Origin of the sequence: Streptomyces sp. NPDC050674, from assembly GCF_040654575.1 — a bacterium.
Lineage (GTDB): Bacteria > Actinomycetota > Actinomycetes > Streptomycetales > Streptomycetaceae > Streptomyces.
This window is the reverse complement of record NZ_JBFAIG010000005.1, coordinates 96,292-115,179: the sequence shown is the minus strand read 5'-3', so window position 1 is coordinate 115,179 and position 18,888 is coordinate 96,292. Positions and strand designations below refer to the sequence as shown.

17 protein-coding genes are annotated in these 18,888 nt (G+C 72.2%); 6 read left to right on the top strand and 11 right to left on the bottom strand.

Annotation, left to right across the window (positions count from 1 at the left end; all coding sequences use genetic code 11):
• Positions 1 to 42: 42 nt before the first annotated feature.
• Genes AB0I06_RS10865 through afsQ1 form a run of 3 tightly spaced genes read right to left on the bottom strand, consistent with a single transcriptional unit; the run spans position 43 to position 2,938 of the window.
• Positions 43 to 660, bottom strand: a complete 618-nt coding sequence (locus tag AB0I06_RS10865; RefSeq protein ID WP_363118443.1) for a hypothetical protein — start codon at positions 658 to 660, stop codon at positions 43 to 45.
• On the bottom strand, positions 660 to 2,264 hold the full coding sequence (locus AB0I06_RS10860) for a HAMP domain-containing sensor histidine kinase (RefSeq protein ID WP_363118442.1): 1,605 nt from the start codon (positions 2,262 to 2,264) through the stop codon (positions 660 to 662). The genes AB0I06_RS10865 and AB0I06_RS10860 overlap by 1 nt, the downstream gene beginning before the upstream one ends.
• Positions 2,261 to 2,938, bottom strand: a complete 678-nt coding sequence (afsQ1, locus tag AB0I06_RS10855; protein WP_097219620.1) for a two-component system response regulator AfsQ1 — start codon at positions 2,936 to 2,938, stop codon at positions 2,261 to 2,263. The genes AB0I06_RS10860 and afsQ1 overlap by 4 nt, the downstream gene beginning before the upstream one ends.
• A 238-nt stretch (positions 2,939 to 3,176) precedes the next feature.
• Between afsQ1 and AB0I06_RS10850 the strand changes: the two genes are divergently transcribed.
• Positions 3,177 to 3,932: a SigE family RNA polymerase sigma factor gene (locus tag AB0I06_RS10850; RefSeq protein ID WP_363118441.1), complete on the top strand. Its 756-nt coding sequence runs from the start codon at positions 3,177 to 3,179 to the stop codon at positions 3,930 to 3,932.
• Between the two features lie 334 nt (positions 3,933 to 4,266).
• Here AB0I06_RS10850 and AB0I06_RS10845 read toward each other — a convergent pair whose 3' ends face one another.
• Positions 4,267 to 4,902 carry a uridine kinase gene (locus AB0I06_RS10845; protein ID WP_363118440.1) on the bottom strand — a complete coding sequence of 212 codons (636 nt, stop codon included), beginning with the start codon at positions 4,900 to 4,902 and terminating at the stop codon, positions 4,267 to 4,269.
• A gap of 124 nt (positions 4,903 to 5,026) precedes the next feature.
• Between AB0I06_RS10845 and AB0I06_RS10840 the strand changes: the two genes are divergently transcribed.
• Positions 5,027 to 5,434, top strand: coding sequence for a hypothetical protein (locus tag AB0I06_RS10840; protein WP_363118439.1), 408 nt, complete (start codon positions 5,027 to 5,029; stop codon positions 5,432 to 5,434).
• A 121-nt stretch (positions 5,435 to 5,555) separates the two neighbouring features.
• Here the strand turns inward: AB0I06_RS10840 and AB0I06_RS10835 are convergent, their stop codons facing one another.
• The 3 genes from AB0I06_RS10835 to deoC are packed head-to-tail and all read right to left on the bottom strand — an operon-like array spanning position 5,556 to position 8,840.
• Positions 5,556 to 6,443, bottom strand: a complete 888-nt coding sequence (locus AB0I06_RS10835; RefSeq protein WP_363118438.1) for an aldehyde dehydrogenase family protein — start codon at positions 6,441 to 6,443, stop codon at positions 5,556 to 5,558.
• Complete coding sequence (locus tag AB0I06_RS10830) at positions 6,436 to 7,872, bottom strand: aldehyde dehydrogenase family protein (protein WP_363118437.1); 1,437 nt, start codon at positions 7,870 to 7,872, stop codon at positions 6,436 to 6,438. Before AB0I06_RS10830 ends, AB0I06_RS10835 begins: the two co-directional genes overlap by 8 nt.
• 5 nt (positions 7,873 to 7,877) lie before the next feature.
• Positions 7,878 to 8,840 (bottom strand): deoxyribose-phosphate aldolase, encoded by a 963-nt coding sequence (gene deoC / locus AB0I06_RS10825; protein ID WP_363118436.1) that lies wholly within the window; start codon positions 8,838 to 8,840, stop codon positions 7,878 to 7,880.
• A 192-nt stretch (positions 8,841 to 9,032) separates the two neighbouring features.
• On the opposite strand from deoC, the gene AB0I06_RS10820 reads away from it, so the two are divergent.
• On the top strand, positions 9,033 to 9,737 hold the full coding sequence (locus AB0I06_RS10820; protein WP_363118435.1) for a PH domain-containing protein: 705 nt from the start codon (positions 9,033 to 9,035) through the stop codon (positions 9,735 to 9,737).
• Between the two features lie 329 nt (positions 9,738 to 10,066).
• The gene (locus tag AB0I06_RS10815) at positions 10,067 to 10,426 is read left to right on the top strand and encodes a DUF6204 family protein (RefSeq protein ID WP_363118433.1); all 360 of its coding nucleotides are present in this window, start codon (positions 10,067 to 10,069) and stop codon (positions 10,424 to 10,426) included.
• Positions 10,427 to 10,478: 52 nt separating this feature from the next.
• Here the strand turns inward: AB0I06_RS10815 and AB0I06_RS10810 are convergent, their stop codons facing one another.
• From AB0I06_RS10810 to AB0I06_RS10800, 3 genes are all read right to left on the bottom strand, one after another.
• Complete coding sequence (locus AB0I06_RS10810; protein ID WP_363118432.1) at positions 10,479 to 12,116, bottom strand: phospho-sugar mutase; 1,638 nt, start codon at positions 12,114 to 12,116, stop codon at positions 10,479 to 10,481.
• Between the two features lie 366 nt (positions 12,117 to 12,482).
• Positions 12,483 to 13,307 (bottom strand): purine-nucleoside phosphorylase, encoded by an 825-nt coding sequence (locus tag AB0I06_RS10805; protein ID WP_363118431.1) that lies wholly within the window; start codon positions 13,305 to 13,307, stop codon positions 12,483 to 12,485.
• A 107-nt stretch (positions 13,308 to 13,414) separates the two neighbouring features.
• Positions 13,415 to 13,852: a gamma-glutamylcyclotransferase gene (locus AB0I06_RS10800; RefSeq protein ID WP_363118430.1), complete on the bottom strand. Its 438-nt coding sequence runs from the start codon at positions 13,850 to 13,852 to the stop codon at positions 13,415 to 13,417.
• 97 nt (positions 13,853 to 13,949) lie between these two features.
• Here AB0I06_RS10800 and AB0I06_RS10795 point away from each other — a divergent pair, with 97 nt between their 5' ends.
• Both AB0I06_RS10795 and AB0I06_RS10790 read left to right on the top strand, forming a co-directional pair.
• Positions 13,950 to 15,398: an NAD(P)H-quinone dehydrogenase gene (locus tag AB0I06_RS10795; RefSeq protein WP_363118428.1), complete on the top strand. Its 1,449-nt coding sequence runs from the start codon at positions 13,950 to 13,952 to the stop codon at positions 15,396 to 15,398.
• A gap of 165 nt (positions 15,399 to 15,563) precedes the next feature.
• Positions 15,564 to 16,556 (top strand): DeoR/GlpR family DNA-binding transcription regulator, encoded by a 993-nt coding sequence (locus tag AB0I06_RS10790; RefSeq protein ID WP_363118427.1) that lies wholly within the window; start codon positions 15,564 to 15,566, stop codon positions 16,554 to 16,556.
• Positions 16,557 to 16,920: 364 nt separating this feature from the next.
• On the opposite strand, the gene AB0I06_RS10785 is transcribed toward AB0I06_RS10790, so the two are convergent.
• A complete protein-coding gene (locus AB0I06_RS10785) occupies positions 16,921 to 18,693 on the bottom strand; it encodes a biotin carboxylase N-terminal domain-containing protein (RefSeq protein WP_363118426.1) in 1,773 nt (590 codons plus the stop codon).
• Between the last annotated feature and the right edge of the window lie 195 nt (positions 18,694 to 18,888).

Here is an 18,888-nt window from a genome sequence, read left to right as displayed (position 1 = left end):
GCCCCGATCGGCCGGTGAGGCATGCGCCACAGCCGGGGCGGGTCACTCCCCGGCCACGTCCTTGGACGGCGGTTCCGAGCTGCCCGGCCGGGCCCGCACCTCGTCGGTGCACTCGTAGCGGCGCGGCGCCTCGGCGCCCGGCCCGCCCAGGACCACCGAGCCGTCCCCCTCGGCCGCCGCCGAGTCGGAGAAGGTGCACACGATCTGCGCGAGGGCGTACGAGGTGAGTCCGGCCGGTGCCGTGCTCAGCCGCAGCGTGTCCTCCGGGTCGCCGGGACGCGGCCCGCCCACGGAGATGCCGGTGCGGACGTCCGTGCTGTAACCGGCCTCCTTCTCGGCGGTCGACGGCGGTGTGGCGAGCTGGTCCAGCAGGCCCTGCGCGACCAGGATGCGCCGCTCGGAGTCGGCCGCGCCGTCCGGGACCCGCACGGCCCGGTCGACGGTCACCAGCGAGGAGCCGCACAGCAGGAACACCTGCACCGGCAGCCCCCGGGCGGCCTGCGTCGAGACGTCCGGCTCGGTGAGCGAGCACTGCACCCGCGAGGGCGCGGGCCCGAAGTTCGTCGGCACCTCGGTGGCCCGGATCCCGCAGCCGGCCAGCAGCACGGCGAGCACCGGAACGGCCAGCAGCCGGGGCACGGCCGCGAAACGCGCGGTCATCAGGCGTCCCCCTTCGAATCCTCGCCCCGCGGCCGGTCGGTGTCGCCGCCGGGCCGCACCTCGTCCTCGGCGGGATGCTCCTCCGCCGGGGACGTGCCGCGCGGGAGCCGCAGGGTGAACACCGCGCCCGAGTCCGGCGAGTTGGCCGCGGTGATCTCACCGCCGTGGATGTGGGCGTTCTCCAGCGCGATGGACAGGCCCAGGCCGCTGCCCTCCGAACGCGGCCGGGAGGCACTGGCCTTGTAGAAGCGGTCGAAGACGTGCGGCAGGACGTCCTGCGGGATGCCGGGCCCGTGGTCCCGCACCTCGATGACGATCCAGTCCTCCGCCTCCCGCACGGACACCCGCACCGGGGAGCCGCCGTGCTTGAGCGCGTTGCCGATGAGGTTGGCCAGGATGACGTCCAGCCGCCGCGGATCCAGGCGGGCGTGCAGGCCGCGCTCGGCGTCCAGATCGACCGCGTCCAGCCAGGCGCGGGCGTCGATGCAGGCGGTGATCTGGTCGGCGAGGTCGACGTCGTCCAGGACGAGCCGGGCGGTGCCCGCGTCGAAGCGGGTGACCTCCATCAGGTTCTCGACCAGGTCGTTCAGCCGCCGCGTCTCGCTGACCACCAGCCGGACCGCGGGCTCGATCATGGGGTCCATGCTGCCGGTCTCCGCCTCCAGCTCCTCCTCGAGCACCTCCGTCACGGCGGTGATCGCGGTGAGCGGCGTGCGCAGCTCGTGGCTCATGTCGGCCACGAACCGCCGGGAGGCCTCGTCGCGCGCGGCCATGTCGGCGACCCGTTTCTCCAGCGCCTCGGCGGCGTTGTTGAACGTCCGCGACAGATCGGCGAGTTCATCGGTCCCGGACACCCGCAGCCGGGTGTCCAGCTTCCCCTCGCCGAGCCGTCGAGCCGCCGTCCCGAGCCGCTGCACCGGCTTCAGCACGGTCGTCGCCGCGGCCTGCGCGAGCAGCGCCGAGCCGATCAGCGCCAGCCCCGTGGCGATGCCCAGCGACCAGGCCAGCGAGTTGAGGTCCTTGGCCTCCGGCTCCAGCGACTTGAGCATGTAACCGGTCGGGCCGCCACCGATCACCCGCGTACCCGCCACCAGGTACGGGGTGTCGTGGTCGACTATCCGCTGCCAGTACAGGTGGTACGGGTGCTTGTTGGACCCGTCGACCTTCTGCGTCCGGTTCACCGCCGTGCGCAGCGACTTCGGCACGTCGCCCAGCGAGAAGCCGTTCAGCCCGCCGGAGCTGCCGTAGACCGTGCGGCCCGCGCTGTCGCGGCCGACCAGCAGCACGCTGAAGCGCTGGTCACTGCCCGCCATCTGGCCCGCGGTGTGCTGCAACTCGTCCTGCGTCGGCCGCTCGGGCAGCGCGCCCGCCCGGTTCTGCATCTCCTGCTCGAAGTCGCGCAGCACGGCGTCCTGGGTGCGGGTGAGCACCGCCTCGCGGTTGAGCCAGTACGCGATGCCGGACGCGGACACGGCGGCCGTCAGCGCCACCAGCCCGAAGACCACGACCAGTCGCAGCCGCAGGCTGGTGAAGCGCAGCCCCGACAGAACTCCCTTGCGCGCCCCGGTCCAGCCGTGGGCCCCCCCTTGGTGCGCCTGGGTCACTGAGGCGCGTCCAGCCGGTAGCCGACACCCCGCACGGTACGGATCAGCGTCGGGGACGACGGCACGTCCTCGACCTTGGCGCGCAGCCGCTGGACACAGGCGTCCACCAGCCGCGAGTCGCCCAGGTAGTCGTGCTCCCACACCAGCCGCAGCAGCTGCTGCCGGGACAGCGCCTGACCCGGCCGCCGGCTCAGCTCCAGCAGCAGCCGCAGCTCGGTCGGCGTGAGCTGGAGGTCCTCGCCGTTCTTCGTCACGGTCATCGCCGAGCGGTCGATGACGAGGCTGCCGAAGCTCGCCGCGTCGTTCGACTCCCGCTCGCCGCGCCGCAGCACGGCCCGGATGCGGGCGTCGAGCACCCGCCCCTGCACCGGTTTGACGACATAGTCGTCGGCGCCGGACTCGAGCCCGACCACCACGTCGATGTCATCGTTGCGCGCGGTCAGCAGGATGATCGGCAACTGGTCCGTGCGCCGGATGCGCCGGCACACCTCGAACCCGTCGATGCCGGGCAGCATCACGTCCAGCACGATCAGATCCGGCCGCTGCTCGCGAAGGAGCTTCAGACCGTCCTCACCGCTGGCAGCGGTCGCCACGCGGTGGCCCTGGCGCGTCAGTGAGAGCTCCAGGGCCGTCCGGATGGCGTCGTCGTCCTCGATCAGCAACAGGGAAGGCACGCGCTCATTCTGGCCCATGGAGGGCTCGGGGTTCGACCGGTGGGGCCCACTCGATGTGGCCGGTACCGCCGACGCGTGTGTATGAGCTGTGGCCGGCCCGTGGCCGACCCCTGTGACAGGCCTGTGACAGTCGGCGGACACGGCCATGAAAGTGCGGCGGCAAGCTTCTCGGCACAGGCAAGGAAGCCCGCCCCGACAGGCGGGCCGCACAACGGAAGTCCACGACGGGGGGCGCGAGATGAACACGCTGCACGGCATCAGCACCAGCGCAGTTGTCACGCGTCTGCACGACGTGAACCGGGGTTCCGAGAAGTCCGGTGCTGTGAGCATGCGGGGGTGCGCTCACAGTGCCGGGCGTCAGCACACCGGGTTCATGACGGTGGTTGACGCACGCACGGGGGAGAACAAGGGGACGGGGGAGGCTCACGGGGGAGCCGCGTACAGGGAGGGCTCGGGGGAGCGCAGCTCGCTGACGGAGGCGGAGTTCACCGCTTACGTCCGGGAGCGCCGCGCCTCCCTGTACGCGACCGCCTACCACCTCACCGGTGACCGCTTCGAGGCCGAGGACCTGCTCCAGAGCGCGCTGTTCTCGACCTACCGGGCGTGGGACCGGATCAGTGACAAGGCGGCGGTCGGCGGATACCTGCGCCGCACCATGACGAACCTGCACATCAGCGCCTGGCGGCGCCGCAAGCTCAACGAGTACCCGACCGAGGAACTGCCGGAGACGGCCGGCGACACGGACGCGATGCGCGGCACCGAGCTGCGCGCGGTCCTGTGGCAGGCGCTGGCCCGGCTGCCCGAACTCCAGCGCACCATGCTGGTCCTGCGCTACTACGAGGGCCGCACGGACCCGGAGATCGCGCAGATCCTCGACATCAGTGTCGGCACGGTGAAGTCCAGCATCTGGCGGTCGCTCCGCCGGCTGCGCGAGGACGAGGTCCTCAGCTTCGGCCGTGACGAGGAAGACGCCTTCGGCGAGCTCGTCGCCTGAAGGTACGGGGGGGAAGCACCACAAGGGGGCCCACGGGGGAACTGGGGAGACGCTGGGGGGCGTCTCCACAGGAGAGTGGGGGCTCGGGGGAGGACCACGGGGGAGCACAGGAGCGGGACCGGAGGGCCGGGGGGTCCGTCCGGTCCCGCTTTTCTGTGCGCTCCGGCTTCTGCGTGCTCCGGGCCTCTGGCGTGTTCCAGGGGCCTTCTGCGTGTTCCGGCGCCTCTGCACGTGTTCCGGGCCCTCTGCGTGTTCCGGGGCCTCTACGCGTGTTCCAGGGCCTCTGGGTGCTCCGGCCGCCCGGGACGGCGGTTCGCCTCCGTCCTCCGGCCGGCTAGGCCGCGGTACGCAGGCTCGCGCACCGGCCCGCCGCCGCTTCCGCAAGCCGGCCCATCGCCTCGTCCCGGTCACAGGCGTACGCGCCCAGTGCCGTCTGCCGGGAGACGATCGTCCGCTCCTGCCGCATCAGGCGCCAGCCGCGGCGCAGCAGGAACGGCACCGACTTGCGGCCCTCCTTCAGATCGCGCAGGAAGCGGCGGCGGAAGGTCCGCACCGGGCCGCGGCTCAGACACAGCGCGTCGGCGAGGACGCCGAGTTCGCGGCAGCGGGTGACGATCTCCGCGGCGAAGATGCCCTCCGCGATGAACAGCGGAGTCCGCCCGATGTCGACGGTCTCCGCGCCGGTGCGCGCACTGAGCGACAGGTCGTAGACGGGAACCTGCGTACGACCCGTGCGGCACAGGCGGGCGATCGCGGCGACGGCCGTGTCCGCGTCCCACGAGTCCGGGTGGTCCCAGTCGATGTCGGAGCTCTCCGCCACCAGGGGCAGGGTCGGGTCGTCGCCCTCCTTGTAGAAGTCGTCGAGCCGCAGCACCGGGAGACCGGAGCGGGCCGCGAGGAGGGACTTGCCGGAGCCGGAAGGGCCGCAGAGCAGCACGACTCGCGTGGGTAGGGGCAGTGGAGAACTCACGGGACACCAGTGTGAGGCATCCACCGGGGGCCGTACGCCCTGCGGGTCGGCTTTGATGCGCGCGTCACACCTCAACTACCCTCGGTCCCGACCCGATCACCCAGCGCATCAGAAGGTGGCACCCATGGCCCGACACGACTCCCCCACCAACCCGGCCGCCCGGCGTGCCCTGGCCGTCCTCGCGACCGCGGGCGTGGCGCTGGGGGCGGGCACGGCGACGGCCGCGGCGGACACGGAGTCGATCCTGGGCGTGGTCAACACCCGGCCCACCTCCCTCGGCAGGATCGACCCCCAGTCCGGCCTCCAGGCCGCCACCGGCACCCTCGGCTACGTCACGGGCCCGGTCGCCGGCCTCAAGCCCAACCCGCTCGCCGGCACGGGAGTGGACCCGCTCGACAACGGCATCGGCACCGACCTCGCCGACTTCAAGCCGATGACGTCCCAGGCGCTGACGGGGCCGGTGGCCCAGGCGCAGTCGATCGGCAGCATCCCGCTGGTGGGGCAGGCGGCCGGGCTGCTGTCGCAGCGGTAGGCAAGGAGGGCCGGGAGGGCGGGGCAAAGGCGCCTTCCTCTGTTCGCCGCACGGCTACGGAAGAAGCCCCGGCCCTCCTGGACGGAGGAAGGCCGGGGCTTCCGTGTGCGGGGGTGCGGGGTCAGTACGAGGAACCCGACGCGCCCAGTGAACCCGTGGGGTGCCAGACCGTCTTGGTCTCCAGGAACGCCGTCAGGCGGTCGATGCCGGGGGTCTGCGTGTAATCCACAGGCTGTGGACGCAGAACGCGCTTGAGGTTGTCGGCCGCCGCGATCTCCAGCTCCTTCGCGAGAACCTCGTCGGCACCCGCGAGGTCGATCGCGTTGACGTCCTGGTGGGCGGCGAGCGGGGCGGCGATCTCGGCCGTGCGGCCCGACAGGATGTTGACCACGCCGCCGGGGACGTCCGAGGTGGCCAGGACCTCGGCCAGGGACAGGGCGGGCAGCGGGGCCTTCTCGCTCGCCACCACGACCGCCGTGTTGCCCGTCGCGATCACCGGGGCCAGCACGGACACCAGGCCCAGGAAGGACGACTCCTGGGGGGCCAGGACCGCGACCACGCCCGTCGGTTCGGGGGAGGAGAGGTTGAAGAACGGGCCCGCGACCGGGTTGCCGCCGCCGACTACCTGGGCGATCTTGTCGGTCCAGCCCGCGTACCAGACCCAGCGGTCGATCGTGGCGTCCACGACCGCCGCCGCCCTGGACTTCGACAGGCCCTCCGCCTCGGCCACCTCACGGGTGAACTGGCCCCGGCGGCCCTCCAGCATCTCGGCCACGCGGTAGAGCACCTGGCCCCGGTTGTACGCCGTCGCCCCGGACCAGCCGCCGAACGCCTTGCGCGCGGCGACGACCGCGTCCCGGGCGTCCTTGCGGGAGGACAGGGGCGCGTTGGCCAGCCAGTTGCCCTTCGAGTCGGTCACCTCGTACACCCGGCCGCTCTCGGAACGCGGGAACTTCCCGCCGACGTACAGCTTGTAGGTCTTGAGGACACTCAGTCGCGTGTCAGACATCGAGGTACGCCTCCAGGCCGTGGCGGCCGCCCTCGCGACCGAAGCCCGACTCCTTGTAACCGCCGAACGGCGACGTCGGGTCGAACTTGTTGAACGTGTTGGACCAGACGACACCCGCGCGGAGCTTGTTCGCGACCGCCAGGATGCGCGAGCCCTTCTCCGTCCAGATGCCGGCGGACAGGCCGTACTGCGTGTTGTTGGCCTTGGCGACCGCCTCGTCCGGCGTGCGGAAGGTCAGCACCGACAGCACCGGGCCGAAGATCTCGTCGCGGGCGATCCGGTGCGCCTGGGTGACGTTGGTGAACAGCGTCGGGGCGAACCAGTAGCCGCTCTCCGGCAGTTCGCACGCCGGGGACCAGCGCTCGGCGCCCTCCGCCTCGCCCTGCTCGACGAGCGAGGTGATGCGGGTCAGCTGCTCCTCGGAGTTGATCGCGCCGATGTCGGTGTTCTTGTCCAGCGGGTCACCGAGGCGGAGCGTGGACAGGCGCCGCTTGAGGGAGTCGAGCAGCTCCTCCTGGATCGACTCCTGGACCAGCAGGCGGGAGCCCGCGCAGCAGACCTGGCCCTGGTTGAAGAAGATGCCGTTGACGATGCCCTCGACGGCCTGGTCGATCGGGGCGTCGTCGAAGACGATGTTCGCGCCCTTGCCGCCCAGTTCCAGCGTGACCTTCTTGCGGGTCCCGGCGACCGTGCGGGCGATCTCCTTGCCGACGGCCGTGGAGCCGGTGAAGGCGACCTTGTTCACGTCCGGGTGGGCGACCAGCGCCGCACCGGCGTCGCCGTAGCCCGGGAGGATGTTGACGACGCCCTTCGGCAGGCCCGCCTGGCGGCAGATGTCCGCGAAGAACAGCGCCGACAGGGGGGTCGTCTCGGCGGGCTTCAGCACCACCGTGTTGCCCGTCGCCAGCGCCGGGGCGATCTTCCACGCCAGCATCAGCAGCGGGAAGTTCCAGGGGATGACCTGGCCCGCGACACCGAGCGGCCGCGGGTTCGCGCCGAAGCCCGCGTGGTCGAGCTTGTCGGCCCAGCCCGCGTAGTAGAAGAAGTGCGCGGCGACCAGGGGGAGGTCCGCGTCGCGCGTCTCCTTGATCGGCTTGCCGTTGTCGAGCGTCTCCAGGACGGCGAGCTCGCGGGAGCGCTCCTGGATGATGCGGGCGATCCGGAAGAGGTACTTCGCGCGCTCCGCGCCCGGCAGCGCCGACCACGTCCCGAACGCCCGGCGCGCGGCCTTCACCGCACGGTCGACGTCCTCGGAACCGGCCTGGGCGATCTCGGACAGGACCTCCTCGGTGGACGGGGAGACGGTCTTGAAGACCCTGCCGTCCGCCGCTTCGACGAACTCGCCGTCGATGAACAGGCCGTACGAGGGCGCGATGTCGGCGATCGAGCGCGACTCGGGGGCCGGGGCGTAATCGAATACGGGTGCCATGGTGATCAGTCCACCGTCACGTAGTCGGGACCGGAGTAGCGGCCGGTGGCCAGCTTCTGCCGCTGCATCAGCAGGTCGTTCAGCAGCGAGGAGGCGCCGAAGCGGAACCAGTGGTTGTCCAGCCAGTCCTCGCCCGCCGTCTCGTTGACCAGCACGAGGAACTTGATGGCGTCCTTGGAGGTGCGGATGCCACCGGCCGGCTTCACACCCACCTGGATGCCGGTCTGGGCGCGGAAGTCGCGCACCGCCTCCAGCATGAGCAGCGTGTTCGCCGGGGTCGCGTTGACCGCGACCTTTCCGGTGGAGGTCTTGATGAAGTCCGCCCCCGCCAGCATCCCGAGCCAGCTCGCGCGGCGGATGTTGTCGTACGTCGAGAGCTCGCCCGTCTCGAAGATGACCTTCAGGCGCGCGGAGGTCCCGCAGGCCTCCTTCACGGCGGTGATCTCGTCGTACACCTTCAAGTATCGACCCGCCAGGAACGCCCCGCGGTCGATGACCATGTCGATCTCGTCCGCACCGGCGGCGACGGCGTCGCGCACGTCCGCCAGTTTGACGTCGAGCGCGGCGCGGCCGGCCGGGAACGCCGTGGCCACCGAGGCGACCTTCACGCCGGAGCCGGCGACGGCCTCCTTGGCCACGGCCACCATGTCGGGGTAGACGCAGACCGCCGCGGTGGCGGGCGTCGTACGGTCCGTCGGGTCGGGGCGGACCGCCTTCGCGCCGAGCGCCCGGACCTTGCCCGGGGTGTCCGCGCCTTCCAGCGTCGTCAGGTCGACCATCGAGATGGCGAGGTCGATGGCGTAGGCCTTCGCGGTCGTCTTGATCGATCGCGTGCCGAGGGAGGCCGCACGGCCCTCGAGTCCGACCGCGTCGACGCCGGGGAGCCCGTGGAGGAAGCGGCGCAGCGCGCTGTCGGACGAGGCGACGTCCTTGAGGGGGTGAGCTGCGGTGAGTGCAGAACTGGGCATGGTCACCAGACGAGCATATCTACGCGCGTAGCGGCTGTACAGCCCCCGGGTTCTTCCCGGACGGATGCGCCCGTCGTCCTCGGGCGGATGACGGACGCGTGTGCCCGTTGTCCTCGGGCGGATGACGGACGGATGCGCCCGTTGTCCTCGGGCGGATGACGGACGCGCGGAACGGTCCGGCAGAATCGAGACATGACGAGCCCCGAGTCCCAGTCGCCCGCGCCGCAGCCTTCGGAGCCCGAGTCCAAGGACCGGGTGTACCGGTCGGCCCCGGCCATCGCCGGCGGCGTGCTGCTGCTCGCCCTCACCGGGTGGCTCGGCATCGACGCGGTGATCTCCGGCGAAGGGCGCACGCCGTGGCTGGCACTCGCCGTGCTGCTCCTCCTCGTGCCGCTGATCGTCGCCTTCACCCTGCGGCCCGCCGTGTACGCCGGCGACGACCGGCTGCGCATCCGCAACCCCTTCCGCGTCGTGGTCGTGCCCTGGGCGCAGGTCGCCGCCCTGCGCTCCGCGTACTCGAACGAGGTCCTCACCGAGTCCGGTGCGAAGTACCAGCTGTGGGCCGTGCCGGTCTCGCTGCGCGCGCGCAAGAAGGCCGCGCGGCGCGAGTCGCGGGCGACGGCGCAGGCGCGGCGGGTGATGGGACGGGACGAGGGCCGCGGGAGCGCGCTCGGGATGACCGCGGGGCTGGGGCAGGGCCTCAGCCGGGAGCCGATCTCGGACGGGCCCGTGCGGGCGGAGACCGACCGGATCATGGACGAGCTGCGGGCGCTGCGCGAGGCGCGGCACGAGGCGGCGTCGGCGCGGGGCGCGGTGAGCGTGCGGTGGGCCTACGAGGTGCTGGCGCCCGCGGTCGCGGGGGCCGTGCTGGTGCTGATCCTCGTGGTGGTGGGCTGACGGGGTCGTCGGGCCCGGGCCGCACCGGTGCGGGCCGGGCCGGAGCCGGGGGTGGCCTGGTGACCCGGTGAGTGGGGCCGTGGGGTTCTGGCCCACCAGGCTCGTGATGACTGGCGCTAGCAGGCCGGTCGCGATGAGCACGAGCACCACGGGGACGGTCCGTTGCCCCGGTGGGGGACCGTGGGGTGGCGCGGGGGCGGCTCCCCTGGAGTCCCGTAGCGAGCCGGGGGAGTGCCGGGGAGTGCTGGGGAGCGCCGGGGCCGGACGTCCCGGCCCTGGTCGTGGGAAAACCGGTGGAGCCCTGCGAGGCGCGCGCCTAGGTTCGGGGGATGAGTACCCGTACCTTCCGTGTCACCGTCCGGGGCGTCTTCGACGGGCTGAGCGCCGGCCAGCGTGCCGAGCTGCTGGAGCGTGCCGCCGAGCACGATCTGCTGCGCGCCGCCTTCACGCTCGAGGGGAGCCTCACGTACGACATCGCCGTGCGGCCCGCCTTCACCTTCCGGTTCCTGGACTCCGGGGAGACCGAGGAGGACATCCTGGAGGCCGCCGAACGGGCCGAGGGGGCCGCGCGGGAGTGGCTGGAGCAGCGCGGGTACGGCTACAAGAACCTCAGGTCCAGCGCCGAGGACCTCTCCCAGGCGCCTCTTGGCAAGCGGCAGCGGCGGGAGGCAGCCCGGAAGAGTTCCTGAGCCCCGGCCGGGGCGGTGGCGTGGACCCCGGCCGAGGCCCCGGCCTTCTGGCTCAGATGCCGGCCGCCGCCGACAGGTCCCGCTTGATCGACTCCAGGACGTCCGCGGCCTCGGCGCGGGCCGCCGGGAGGTCTTCGGAGGACGCGACCGGGATCACGACCTCCAGGTAGCACTTCAGCTTCGGCTCGGTGCCGCTCGGGCGGACAATCACCCGGGCGCCGTCGAGGGTGTAGCGCAGACCGTCCGTGGGCGGGAGGTCGGCCGTGCCCAGGGTCAGGTCCTCGGTACGGGTGACCGGCAGGCCGGCCAGCTCCGTCGGGGGCTGTTCGCGCAGGCGGTGCATCGCGGCGGCGATGAGGGACAGGTCCTCGACCCGGACCGAGAGCTGGTCCGTCGCGTGCAGGCCGTGCTCCACCGCCAGGTCGTCCAGCAGGTCGAGGAGCGTGCGGCCTTCCTCCTTGAGCCGGGAGGCCAGCTCCGTGATCAGCAGCGCGGCCGTGATGCCGTCCTTGTCGCGCACGCCGTCGGGGTCCACGCAGTAGCCGAGGGCCTCCTCGTAGCCGAAGCGCAGGCCCTCGGCCCGGGCGATCCACTTGAAGCCGGTGAGGGTCTCGACGTGGGGCAGGCCCGCCTTCTTGGCGATCCGGCCGAGCAGGGACGACGAGACGATCGACTCCGCGAACGTGCCGGTCGCCCCGCGCCGGACCAGGTGCGCGGCGAGCAGGGCGCCCACCTCGTCACCGCGGAGCATCCGCCAGTCCGTGCCGTCCTGTACGGCGACGGCGCAGCGGTCCGCGTCCGGGTCGTTGGCGATGATCAGGTCCGGCGGGGTCTCACCGGCGCGGGCCGTCGCGAAGGCCAGGTCCATCGCGCCGGGCTCCTCCGGGTTGGGGAACGCGACGGTCGGGAACTCCGGATCGGGCTCGGCCTGCTCCGCGACGAGGACCGGTTCCGGGAAGCCGGCGCGTGCGAAGGCGGCCAGGAGGACGTCCTTGCCGACGCCGTGCATCGCCGTGTACACCGTGCGGGCGGTGCGGGGGGACCCCTCGGCGAGGACGGCGTCCGTGCGGGCCAGGTAGGCGTCCAGGACGCTGTCGTCGAGGACGTCCCAGCCTTCGGTGGGGCGCCGGACGGTGGTGAGGGACGCGACGGCGGCGATCTCCGCCGCGATGTCGATGTCCGCCGGGGGGACGATCTGGGAGCCGTCGCCGAGATAGACCTTGTAGCCGTTGTCGCGGGGCGGGTTGTGGCTGGCGGTGACCTCCACACCGGCGACCGCGCCGAGGTGCCTTATCGCGAAGGCGAGCACGGGGGTCGGGAGGGGGCGGGGCAGGACGGCCGCGCGCAGGCCGGCGCCGGTCATGACGGCGGCGGTGTCGAGGGCGAAGTCGTGGGACTTGTACCGGGCGTCGTAGCCGATGACGACGAGGCCGTCGTCGTGGCCCTGCTTCTTGAGGTACGCGGCGAGACCCGCGGCGGCACGGATGACGACCGAGCGGTTCATGCGCATGGGGCCGGCGCCCAGTTCACCGCGGAGGCCGGCGGTGCCGAACTGGAGGGTGCCGCCGAAGCGGGCGGCGAGTTCCGCGTGGTCCCCGGCGTCGATGAGACGGGCGAGCTCGGTGCGGGTCTCCGGGTCGGGGTCCTCGGTGAGCCACGCCTGGGCCTGTGCGATGAGTTCTTCGTGCACGGTGTGGGGTCAGCCTCTCCGGTGTGGTGTGGGTGCCTGCCTGCGGCGGCGGTGGGGGTGTGCCCGCCTGCGGCGGATGGGGGTGCGTGCGCCGTCCGCCTGGGTGGTGGGTCGGGGCCGCGCCGGGGGGTGTCCGTCCTCGGAACGGCGCGATGGGGTCGCGTACCGACTAACCGTCCGTCGACGCGCCAACCGCTGCGGGCGGACACCCCCCGACACGGCCCCTTCTCGCCGTACGCGGGCGCGGGAGCGCATCACGGCGGCTGCTCTGTCGCGCGGGCGACCCGCGGCACCCTGGGGGCGCGGGGAACTGCGCGACCAGCCACTACGGGCTCGCAGCCGCCGGACGACCTGCGGAGACGTCCCTCAGAGGCGGTCCAGGACCTGCGCGAGCAGGGATCCCATGCGCGTCGCGGAGTCGCGGCCCGCCTGGAGGACCTCCTCGTGGTTCAGGGGCTCGCCCGTCATGCCCGCCGCGAGGTTCGTGACCAGGGAGATGCCCAGGACCTCGGCGCCCGCCTCACGCGCCGCGATCGCCTCCAGGACCGTCGACATGCCCACCAGGTCCGCGCCGATGACACGGGCCATGCGGATCTCGGCCGGAGTCTCGTAGTGCGGGCCGGGGAACTGGGCGTAGACGCCCTCCTCCAGCGTGGCGTCGACCTCCTTGCACAGGGCCCGCAGCCGCGGGGAGTACAGGTCGGTCAGGTCGACGAAGTTCGCGCCGATGATGGGGGAGGTGGCCGTGAGGTTGATGTGGTCGCTGATGAGGACCGGCTGGCCGGGGCGCATGCCCTCGCGCAGGCCGCCGCAGCCGTTGGTGAGGACGACCGTCTTGCAGCCGGCCGAGACCGCGGTGCGGACGCCGTGGGCGACCGCCGCCACCCCGCGGCCCTCGTAGTAGTGCGTACGGCCCAGGAAGACCAGGGCGCGCTTGTCGCCGATCCGGTAGGAGCGGATCTTGCCTCCGTGGCCCTCGACCGCCGGCGGCGGGAAGCCGGGGAGCTCGGTGACCTGGAACTCGGCCTCGGGGGCGCCCAGGGCGTCCACGGCCGGGGCCCAGCCGGAGCCCATCACGAGGGCGACGTCGTGGGTCTCGGCGCCCGTCAGTTCGCGCAGGCGGGCCGCGGCGGCGTCGGCGGCCGCGCGGGGGTCGCCCTGGATGTCGTCCGGAAGAAGAGATGCGTTCACGCCGACGAGGGTAGCGGCTGTTTGCCTACGCGCGTAGATGGCAGAGCTCACGGGGTGGCGATCGTTGTCTTGTCGTTTCCGACGAAGGGGTGCCGCGGGGGCCGCCGTCAGCAGGGGCGCTTGCGGAGCTCCATCACGTAGTCGTGCGGCGCGCCGGCCGACTCGGCCGCGTCGGCGATCTCGCCCAGGTAGCGGGCGGAGGGCAGGCCGCCCTCGTACGCGTTCAGGGTGAAGGCCCAGGCGGAGTCCTCGCCCTCCAGGGTGTGGACCCGTACGCGCGTACGGCGGTAGATGTCGAGGCCCACCCCCTCCCAGCGGTCGAGTGACTCCTCGTCCATCGGGGCGATGTCGTACAGCGAGACGAAGACCTGGGAGAGCGGGTCCTCCACGATCGTCGGCAGCGCGCCCTCCCAGCCCATGTGCTCGCCGCCGAAGGTCAGTCGCCATCCGTTGAGCCAGCCGGTGGCGCGCAGCGGCGAGTGCGGGGCGCGGCGGGACATCAGCCGCGCGTCGAGGTTGCCGGCGTACGCGGCGTAGAGCGACATGGGGAGAGGGTACGGCAGGCGGCCCCGGCGTCACTGTCGTAACAACCGACGCACCGGTGGGGCCCCGGGGCGGTGGCACCTTGAGCGGTGCGGGACAATGGAGTACGTGACTCGGATCGTGATCATCGGTGGCGGACCCGGCGGATACGAAGCGGCGCTGGTGGCCGCTCAACTCGGCGCGGAGGTGACCGTCGTCGACTGCGACGGTCTGGGCGGGGCGTCGGTGCTCACCGACTGCGTGCCGTCGAAGACCCTGATCGCCACGGCCGAGGTGATGACGACCTTCGACTCCTCCTACGAGGAGCTGGGGATCATCGTCGCCGACGACACCCCGCACATCGAGCAGGCCGCCCGGGTGGTGGGCGTCGACCTGGGCAAGGTCAACCGGCGTGTGAAGCGGCTCGCGCTCGCCCAGTCGCACGACATCACGGCCTCCGTGACGCGTGCCGGGGCGCGTGTCATGCGCGGACGCGGGCGGCTGGAGGGCATGCAGGCGCTCGACGGGTCGCGCAAGGTCGTGGTGCGCACCGCCGACGGGAGTGAGGAGACGCTGACGGCCGACGCCGTGCTCATCGCCACCGGCGGGCATCCGCGCGAGCTGCCCGACGCCCAGCCGGACGGCGAGCGGATCCTGAACTGGACCCAGGTGTACGACCTCGACGAGCTCCCGGAGGAGCTGATCGTGGTCGGGTCGGGTGTGACGGGTGCCGAGTTCGCCGGGGCCTACCAGGCGCTCGGTTCGAGGGTGACGCTCGTGTCGTCGCGCGACCGCGTGCTGCCGGGTGAGGACCCGGACGCCGCCGCCGTGCTGGAGGACGTCTTCCGGCGGCGCGGGATGAACGTGATGGGGCGTTCCCGGGCGCAGTCCGCCAAGCGCGTCGGGGACCGGGTCGAGGTGACCCTCGCCGACGGGCGGGTCATCACCGGCTCGCACTGCCTCATGGCCGTCGGTGCCGTGCCCAACAGCGCGGGCATGGGTCTCGAGGACGCCGGGGTCCGGCTGCGCGAGTCCGGGCACATCTGGACCGACAAGGTCTCCCGTACGACCGCGCCGGGCGTGTACGCCGCCGGTGACGTGACCGGCGTGTTCGCCCTCGCGTCGGTGGCCGCCATGCAGGGCCGTATCGCGATGTACCACTTCCTGGGCGACGCCGTGGCCCCGCTGAACCTCAAGACGGTGTCGTCGAACGTCTTCACCGACCCGGAGATCGCCACCGTCGGCTACACGCAGGCCGACGTCGACGGCGGGAAGATCGACGCCCGGGTCGTGAAGCTGCCGCTGCTGCGCAACCCGCGCGCGAAGATGCAGGGCATCCGCGACGGCTTCGTCAAGATCTTCTGCCGGCCGGGCACGGGCATCGTGGTGGGCGGTGTCGTCGTGGCGCCGCGCGCCTCCGAACTGATCCACCCCATCTCGATCGCGGTCGACAACAATCTGACCGTCGAACAGATCGCGAACGCCTTCACCGTCTATCCCTCCCTGTCGGGCTCGATCGCCGAGGTGGCACGGCAGTTGCACACCCGCAAGGAGAACGGCCACGGCTGAGGCCGAAACCGACTCCTCGCTGGTCACGGGGAGTGTTCGACCATGCGTACGGCATAGGCGGCGGGACTAGGTCCTATACCACTTCCCGCAGCTCGGTGCGAACATCTTCTGCTATTCAGCGCAAACTGCTGAAAGCAGACGGTCGCTGGCGTTACTGTCAGTTTCGTGTTCGCTGCAGAACGTCGCCAATTGATCCTCGAAATGGTGCGAGCGAACGGGGCCGTGTCGCTCCGTGAGCTCGCCCGCGTCGTCCAGACCTCCGAAGTGACCGTACGGCGGGACGTGCGCGCGCTGGAGGCAGAAGGACTCCTCGACCGCCGGCACGGCGGTGCGGTACTGCCGGGCGGTTTCACGCGGGAGTCCGGCTTTCCGCAGAAGTCTCATCTCGCGACCGCCGAGAAGACCGCCATCGCCGACCTCGCCGCGAACTTCGTGGAAGAGGGGGAGGCGATCGTGGTCGGGGCGGGTACGACCACCCAGGAGCTGGCCCGCCGGCTCGCCCGGGTGCCCGGGCTCACCGTCGTCACCAACTCCCTCCTCGTCGCCCAGGCGTTGGCCCATGCCAACCGGGTCGAGGTCGTGATGACCGGCGGTACGCTCCGCGGGTCGAACTACGCGCTCGTCGGGAGCGGGGCCGAACAGTCCCTGCACGGGCTGCGGGTGTCGCGGGCGTTCCTGTCCGGGAGCGGGCTGACCGCCGAGCGCGGGTTGTCCACGTCCAACATGCTGTCGGCGTCCGTCGACCGGGCGCTGGTGCAGGCCGCGGCGGAGGTCGTGGTCCTCGCGGACCACACCAAGCTCGGCACCGACACCATGTTCCAGACCGTGCCGACGGATCTCATCACGCGCCTGGTCACCGACGAGCCGCCCGCGCACGACGACCGTGCCGCCACGGAACTCCAGGCGCTTGCCGACCAGGGCGTGCAGATCGCTGTCGCCGGTGGGCAAGGGGGCGCTGCCGGAGCGGGGGCGGGGGGCCCGGGGGGTGATTCCGTCCCGGCGCGTCAGCAGCGCCGGGACGTGCCGTTGCCCGGGCCCCGGCGGCAGGTGCCGGGGAGTGCGGGGCAGTTGCGGTCCGCCTCCGCGTCTGCCTCGATGCTGGGCGAGCAGAGTCCCGGGTCGGAGCGGGCGCGGGTGGCCGATCTGCGGCGGCGTTGACGCCGACGCCGGGCTGACCGCCGGTGCCGGAGCGGGGATGGGCCCGTCACCCGGCGAAGCGGGTGAGGTGCCTCGCCCAAGCTCCCTGCCCCGGCTCCCGGCTTCGCGAGCAGGGGCCGGCACGCGTGTCCACAGCGGGGTCAGGTGAGGGCGGTCCCGTGACCGACACCCATGCCCGCAGGGGGCGGGTTCGGTGGGCGGTCCTCGCGGCCGGTGCGTAGAGCCGCAGTGGGGTGGGGCAGGCCGCCGGGTGCTCCCCCCGCCGCCGGTGTGCGTGCCCGGGGCGGGCGGGCCCCGGATATGCGTGTGCGGCGCGGCCCCCTGGTCGGGGCCGCGCCGCAGACGTTCGTACGGTGAGGGCCGGTCAGTCCTTGATCTCGCAGATCGCCGCGCCCGACGTCACCGACGCCCCGATCTCCGCGCTCAGGCCCTTGATCGTGCCGGACCGGTGCGCGTTCAGGGGCTGCTCCATCTTCATGGCCTCCAGGACGACGATCAGATCGCCCTCCTTGACCTCTTGGCCCTCCTCGACGGCGACCTTGACGATGGTGCCCTGCATCGGGGAGGCGAGGGTGTCGCCGGACGCCACGGGGCCCGACTTCTTCGCCGCGCGGCGCTTGGGCTTGGCGCCCGCCGCGAGGCCCGTACGGGCCAGGGACATGCCCAGCGAGGACGGCAGCGAGACCTCGAGGCGCTTGCCGCCGACCTCGACGACGACCGTCTCGCGGCCCGGCTCCTCGTCCGCCTCGGCGTCGGCCGGCGCGGCGAACGGCTTGATCTCGTTGACGAACTCCGTCTCGATCCAGCGGGTGTGCACCGTGAACGGGTCGGTGGAGCCCGTGAGCTCGGGCGCGAACGCCGGGTCCTTCACCACCGCGCGGTGGAAGGGGATGGCGGTGGCCATGCCCTCGACCTGGAACTCCTCCAGCGCACGCGCGGCCCGCTCCAGGGCCTCCTTGCGGGTGCGGCCGGTGACGATCAGCTTGGCCAGCAGCGAGTCCCAGGCCGGGCCGATGACCGAGCCGGACTCCACGCCCGCGTCCAGCCGGACACCCGGGCCGGACGGCGGGGCGAACGTGGTGACCGTGCCGGGGGCGGGCAGGAAGTTGCGGCCCGGGTCCTCGCCGTTGATGCGGAACTCGAAGGAGTGACCGCGCAGCTCCGGGTCGCCGTAGCCGAGCGCCTCACCGTCGGCGATGCGGAACATCTCGCGCACGAGGTCGATGCCGGCGACCTCCTCGGTGACCGGGTGCTCCACCTGGAGGCGGGTGTTGACCTCCAGGAAGGAGATCGTGCCGTCGTTGCCGACGAGGAACTCGACCGTGCCGGCGCCGACGTAGCCGGCCTCCTTCAGGATCGCCTTGGACGCGGAGTACAGCTGCTCCACCTGCGCGTCGGACAGGAAGGGGGCCGGGGCCTCCTCCACCAGCTTCTGGTGGCGGCGCTGGAGGGAGCAGTCACGGGTGGAGACGACCACCACGTTGCCGTGGGTGTCGGCCAGGCACTGGGTCTCCACGTGCCGCGGCTTGTCCAGGTACCGCTCGACGAAGCACTCGCCTCGGCCGAACGCGGCGACGGCCTCACGCACGGCGGAGTCGTACAGCTCCGGCACCTCTTCGAGGGTGCGGGCGACCTTCAGGCCGCGGCCGCCACCGCCGAAGGCCGCCTTGATGGCGATCGGCAGGCCGTGCTCCTCGGCGAACGCGACGACCTCGTCGGCACCGGACACCGGGTCGGGCGTGCCGGCCACCAGCGGGGCACCGGCGCGCTGGGCGATGTGCCGGGCGGCGACCTTGTCGCCGAGGTCGCGGATCGCCTGCGGCGGCGGGCCGATCCAGATCAGGCCCGCGTCCAGGACCGCCTGCGCGAACTCGGCGTTCTCCGAGAGGAAGCCGTAGCCGGGGTGGATCGCGTCCGCCCCCGACTCGCGGGCGGCCTTCAGCACCTTCTCGATGTCGAGGTAGCTGGTCCCGGGGGTGTCACCGCCCAGGGCGAACGCCTCATCCGCGGCGCGGACATGCAGAGCGTCCCGGTCCGGGTCGGCGTAGACGGCCACGCTCGCGATACCGGCATCCCGGCAGGCCCGGGCCACGCGGACAGCGATTTCGCCACGGTTGGCGATGAGCACCTTGCGCACGATTGAGGCTCCCTCCTTGAAACAAGCCGAGTTTAGGGACTGCCGACACGGCACTACGACCCGTCCCCAGTGGTGAGCTTGCCCACACGGAGCGTGATGCTGGCTCGCTCGACCCGCGTAATCCCTTGTCGCACCGCGGTACGCAGTACTCCTGCGGGAAACCCTAGCCGTCTCCTGTGGTCAAGGTCTCTGTCA

Excerpts from the sequence above, each read along its gene's own strand:
- deoC (WP_363118436.1), bottom strand. The coding sequence starts at position 8,840 with ATGCCCAGTTCTGCACTCACCGCAGCTCACCCCCTCAAGGACGTCGCC.
- AB0I06_RS10840 (WP_363118439.1), top strand. The coding sequence starts at position 5,027 with ATGGCCCGACACGACTCCCCCACCAACCCGGCCGCCCGGCGTGCCCTG.
- AB0I06_RS10820 (WP_363118435.1), top strand. The coding sequence starts at position 9,033 with ATGACGAGCCCCGAGTCCCAGTCGCCCGCGCCGCAGCCTTCGGAGCCC.
- AB0I06_RS10850 (WP_363118441.1), top strand. The coding sequence starts at position 3,177 with ATGAACACGCTGCACGGCATCAGCACCAGCGCAGTTGTCACGCGTCTG.
- AB0I06_RS10800 (WP_363118430.1), bottom strand. The coding sequence starts at position 13,852 with ATGTCGCTCTACGCCGCGTACGCCGGCAACCTCGACGCGCGGCTGATG.
- AB0I06_RS10835 (WP_363118438.1), bottom strand. The coding sequence starts at position 6,443 with ATGTCTGACACGCGACTGAGTGTCCTCAAGACCTACAAGCTGTACGTC.
- AB0I06_RS10865 (WP_363118443.1), bottom strand. The coding sequence starts at position 660 with ATGACCGCGCGTTTCGCGGCCGTGCCCCGGCTGCTGGCCGTTCCGGTG.
- AB0I06_RS10815 (WP_363118433.1), top strand. The coding sequence starts at position 10,067 with ATGAGTACCCGTACCTTCCGTGTCACCGTCCGGGGCGTCTTCGACGGG.
- AB0I06_RS10830 (WP_363118437.1), bottom strand. The coding sequence starts at position 7,872 with ATGGCACCCGTATTCGATTACGCCCCGGCCCCCGAGTCGCGCTCGATC.
- AB0I06_RS10795 (WP_363118428.1), top strand. The coding sequence starts at position 13,950 with ATGGAGTACGTGACTCGGATCGTGATCATCGGTGGCGGACCCGGCGGA.